The organism is Bacteroides cellulosilyticus DSM 14838 (assembly GCF_000158035.1).
GTDB classification, from domain to species: Bacteria; Bacteroidota; Bacteroidia; order Bacteroidales; family Bacteroidaceae; genus Bacteroides; species Bacteroides cellulosilyticus.
The window spans coordinates 566,966-571,700 of sequence record NZ_EQ973492.1; the positions used below are offsets into that span (position 1 = coordinate 566,966).

At 46.2% G+C, this 4,735-nt stretch carries 4 protein-coding genes; 2 read left to right on the top strand and 2 right to left on the bottom strand.

Annotation, left to right across the window (positions count from 1 at the left end; translation table 11 throughout):
- Positions 1-705 (top strand): type 1 glutamine amidotransferase family protein (locus BACCELL_RS20390; RefSeq protein WP_007213942.1); only part of this gene is annotated, 705 nt, incomplete at its 5' end.
- Between the two features lie 12 nt (positions 706-717).
- A complete protein-coding gene (locus tag BACCELL_RS20395) occupies positions 718-1,323 on the top strand; it encodes a cob(I)yrinic acid a,c-diamide adenosyltransferase (protein WP_007213943.1) in 606 nt (201 codons plus the stop codon).
- Here the strand turns inward: BACCELL_RS20395 and BACCELL_RS20400 are convergent.
- On the bottom strand, positions 1,320-3,689 hold the full coding sequence (locus BACCELL_RS20400) for an ABC transporter permease (protein WP_044154260.1): 2,370 nt from the start codon (positions 3,687-3,689) through the stop codon (positions 1,320-1,322). The two genes, BACCELL_RS20395 and BACCELL_RS20400, sit on opposite strands and share 4 nt — an antisense overlap.
- Before the next feature lie 32 nt (positions 3,690-3,721).
- A complete protein-coding gene (locus BACCELL_RS20405; protein WP_007218328.1) occupies positions 3,722-4,711 on the bottom strand; it encodes an HlyD family secretion protein in 990 nt (329 codons plus the stop codon).
- Between the last annotated feature and the right edge of the window lie 24 nt (positions 4,712-4,735).

The window sequence follows — 4,735 nt, forward strand, 5'->3', positions numbered from 1 at the left end:
GAGTTATTGCTGGAGATGACAAGACGAAGTGTGGATGTTCCTGATAAACCGGAGAGAAGAAAGAGAGTGCTTGCCAGTATGAATATATGGATTGCCCGCAATAAGGAGAGTTTTTCATTTATTTATGCAGAGCATCTGGAGTGGTTGAATGGCTTGGGGAAAGTTACTTATTTTGATCCGGAGGATAATAGCGTCGTACTACCGGATGATGTGGATATACTCTACCTGCCCGGAGGTTATCCGGAGAACCGTGCCAGGCAACTGAGTGCGGCAACGAATGTGATGAACTCCATCAAAGACTATATAGAGCGAGGTGGATATACACTGGCAGAGTGTGGGGGGATGATGTATCTTACATCTGTTTTGATGACAGGTACTGATACCCGTATGGAGTACAATATGGCAGGTGTACTGCCCGTCAAGGTATCCGCATTTAAGGGTGATATGCGTTTGTCACTGGGGTATAGGAGCTTTGAATTTAGAGGAATGAAGATACGTGGGCATGAGTTCCATTACTCGCAGGTCATTGAATCGGATGAGGAACTAACCTCGGCAGCACAGGTATATAATGCCAAGGGACAGCCGGTGAACACACCGGTCTATCACTATAAGAATCTGATTGCAAGTTATACACATTTATATTGGGGAGAGACTGGATTCATGAGACTGTTTGAACCGGTCCCGGGAAATCCGTTTTTATTCTAAAATTTTAGTATCATGAGAAAGATTTACACCAGAACGGGAGATAAGGGAATGACAGGTATCCACGGTGGAGAACGTGTTCCGAAGGATGATATCCGTATAGAGGCTAACGGCTGTATTGATGAATTGAACACTGTAATAGGTATTGTCAGGTCGTTGCTGCCGATAGATGATGTTTGGCAGGGATTGTTGCATGATATACAACGTGAGTTAATGGTAGTGATGAGCCACGTTGCTACTCCTTCTGCATTGCGGGATGCAGATCCTGAACGTCCGGGGAGCGGTAATCCGAACCCACTGCATGCAGCGGAAATGACTGTGCAGTGCGAACAGGCTATGGACGCCATGATGCTTCAGTTGGAAGATAATGATTATTTCCTCTTGCCGGGGGGAACCCAGATTTCAGCGCAATTGCAATTTGCCCGTGCCGTGGCACGTCGTGCCGAGCGACGGCTCTGGACTTTGAATCGGGAAGACTCTGTACCGGAAGATATTTTGCGCTTTATCAATCGTCTTTCTGACCTTTTCTTTGTCATGGCACGCATGGAGATGCAGCGACAAGGATGGGACGAGGAACGATGGCAAGCGTTTGCTTATAAGAGAAAGAGAAAACAGCCTTAATGCCTAAAATAGAATACCTTCTTTTTGAAGACCCACAGACTCAACAGGAAATATACTATAACTTGTATCCACAGTGTTATCATTTCCGGACGAATATCCGCCAGGGTTCCTCCCATTGAATTCAATTTGACAAAGGCCAACACGGCAGGGGCTGCCGGAACTACATAGTGTGCTGCCTGCCAGTACCATGGCATCAGTTCAAGCGGGTAGGAAACTCCGGACAGGAAAATATATCCTACGGAGAAGAAAGCAATCATCAGCAGGGGAGCTTCTGAATCAGTGAAGTAGCGTGATGCCGCCAACCCAAAGAAACTTGTCCCTAACAGAAAAGGAATCATCATCGTAATAATATCCCTGCCATTTCCTATATTGGGAATGCTGAAAAAGTGAGGAAGCAAGCCTAACAGGAATAAGGCAAAGATGAAGTAAAGCATAACGTAAACGAAAGTTCTTCCGGAAATGTTATATAATGCTTGAAGCCAAGTAAGTTTTTTGTGTTTACCTACCATCTTCCCCTTCGGGTACTCCTCTCCCGTCACCATTCCTATCACCATTAGTAATGTCTGAAAAATAATGATAATCATGACAGCGGGGATGAGGTACGAACCGTATCCTTCGGTATAATTATATAAGGCTGTACCCGACACGTTTACAGGTGCCGATGAGGCTACTGCCAGCAGTCCCTGAGGAGGTAAGAATACAACACCTTCTGCACGATGCGCATCGTTTACGGCAAGCATTACACGGGAAGAAGCTTCTTGTAGATTCTTAAAATTCAAGAAAGCATCCGTGGAGGCATAAACGGTAAAGACTGATTGTTCACCGCGACCGACGCGGGCATCAAAGTCAGCGGGGAGGTAAAGAATACCATCTACTTTACTCTGTTTCAGCCATTCTTTTGCTTCAAGATAGTTCGGAGTAAGTGCATAGACTGATGCTTGTGGGGTGGCATTGAGCAGACGGATATATTCGCGGCTGAGGGCGGAATGGGAATTGTCGACGATGGCAACCGATGTTTTCCGCACAAGGTTGGGAGCATACATCAAGTTATATAAAAGTCCGTAAGCGAAGATACCTCCCATTAGTACTAACAGTATAGCCGCATTGGTGCTGATGGAGCGCCATTCGCGGAAAATGACAGTTGCTATTGAGTAGTGAGGAGTGTTGTGTACGCGGGGAAGCGGTGTTTCATTCTCACAAATACTAAGTTCTTCCTTATCCTTCAGAATCCAATGTTTCAATCTAGGTAGTATCAGTAGCGCCACCAACGGAAAAAGCCAAAGTATGGCTGCCGATTGCCAGTAATACCCGAATCCCGAATCAAAATAGAGCATGGATTGTGCTATTTCCGTGAAATGACGGACAGGAAACAGGTAGGATGCGGCATGTACAGGAGGGTACATACTCGTCACTGGGAAAGTGACTCCGGAGAGTGTGGCACCAAGTGAACCGACCATGGATACAATGCTGATGATATAAGCTATCCGTGGAAAAATAGAGAAGATGAATACGGCAAGTGTCTGTGTGGCAATAATAAAGAGTATTGTCATAAGGTTCATCATCAGCAGACTTCCATGGAAGGGAATATGCAGTACACCGTATAGAATATAGTTAGCCAAAATACCGATTACGGAGAAGATGAAAGTATAAGGCAATAACTTCCCGACAACTGCTGTGAGGATATTTTCCCGCGCTGTTGTCAGCCATTCCTGTGCCGTATGGAACTTCAATTCACTACCTATGATATAAACCGTTATCAATAGAATAAGTATCTGGAACAAGACATAGAAGAAAGGCTGGCTCAGATAAATGGAGTAATCGAGGTCAGGGTTATAAAGAGGGTGCATACTGGATTGCACGGGTAGGAGAAATGTGGTGATTTGCTCCTGGCTGACTCCCAAAGAGACGGCTTCCATAGCAATGGGAGAGAGGGCGACAGGTGTCAGTGCCGTTTCAAAAGCTGCCATCAGTTCACTACCTACGGAAAGAAGGGCATAATGATAATAATAAGAGAGTGTGGCATTCATTCCTGTCGTAGCCCGTTGGGTAAAACCCGTGGGGATGGACAAGTAACCATAGATTTCTTTCCGTTGCACGGCTTGTCGGGCGGCTGTTTCATCGGTGAAGTGCCGGGTTACTTTGAAGGTTGGTACAGCGGAAATGTTTCGCACTATTTGCCGGGATGTGGCGGTGTTATCCTGGTCGACAATGCCGATAGGGATATTCTCCATTTGTCCGCTGCCGAAAATGGTTGCCATGAAGAACAGGCAGAACAGGGGCAGCACGAGACATACCCCGAAATAAAGTCGGCGGGAAGTCATGCGGTGAAGTTCGCGACAGAGTACGTTATATAATGGATGTTTCATCATTTACAAAGTTATTTCAATGATTACACATATTAATCATCTATGGTCAATAGCACTGACATTCCCGGGCGCAATCCTTCTACTTTTTGGGTAGGACGGGCGTGTATCTCAAATGTCTGCATGTCATAGCTTCCTGTCTGTTTAGTTGATTTCCAGGTAGCAAAACTGCCCAACGGACTGATATAATAAATACGGAATTCCACATCTTTTTTGCCGATAGCTGGGACTTCCGCACGGAATGTTCCGTCCATTTTGAATTGGGGCATCAGATCTTCGCGTATATTGAGTACAACATGTGCATCGTTCATGACGACAAGATTCATAATAGGGGTACCCGGTGCCACAAGCTCTCCGCGTTTAGGAAATATGGTTGCAATCTGTCCGTCTTCCGGTGCTGTCAGGCGTGAATCGACAAGGAGGGCGGAAACTTCGTCCACTGTGCTTCGTGCTGCATCTACCATGCTTCGTGCCGATGCACGGTCCTCACTTTGTGCACCGTCTACTGCCATCTGATACTGTTCGTAGGCGGCACGTTCGGCGGCTTGTGCAGCACGGTACATGGCTTCTACTTCGTCCTTTCGTTGCGAAGTGACAACACTGTCTTTGTACAGTGCCAGGATGCGTTGGTAGGTTGTTTGTGCCAAGGTCAAGTCACTCTTGGTTTTATTCCAGAGTTGCCCGGCAGTGGCAATGATTTGTCGGCGGGTACCGGCATCGATTTTCTTATTCTGTTCCTGGGCAACTTGTTCCAAGGCATTTACTTGCCGGTATTTGGCTTCTATCGTCGGACTATTGATGACGACAAGTGTATCACCTGCCTGCACCCAGTCGCCTTCGCGGACAAGGAATGAATCTACACGCCCGGGAAGTTTACCGCTGATACGGATTTCGGTTGTTTCTATCTGTCCTTGGAGCACAAGGGGCTGATGACTCATGAGCAACATTCCCAAGAGAGAGACTAATATAGTGATTGCCAATATGATGACAAATGCGATGCTGATGCTTTTTTTTGATAGTTCCATAATTGTTATATATTTGTTGTACAG

Excerpts from the sequence above, each read along its gene's own strand:
- BACCELL_RS20395 (WP_007213943.1), top strand. The coding sequence starts at position 718 with ATGAGAAAGATTTACACCAGAACGGGAGATAAGGGAATGACAGGTATC.
- BACCELL_RS20405 (WP_007218328.1), bottom strand. The coding sequence starts at position 4,711 with ATGGAACTATCAAAAAAAAGCATCAGCATCGCATTTGTCATCATATTG.
- BACCELL_RS20400 (WP_044154260.1), bottom strand. The coding sequence starts at position 3,689 with ATGAAACATCCATTATATAACGTACTCTGTCGCGAACTTCACCGCATG.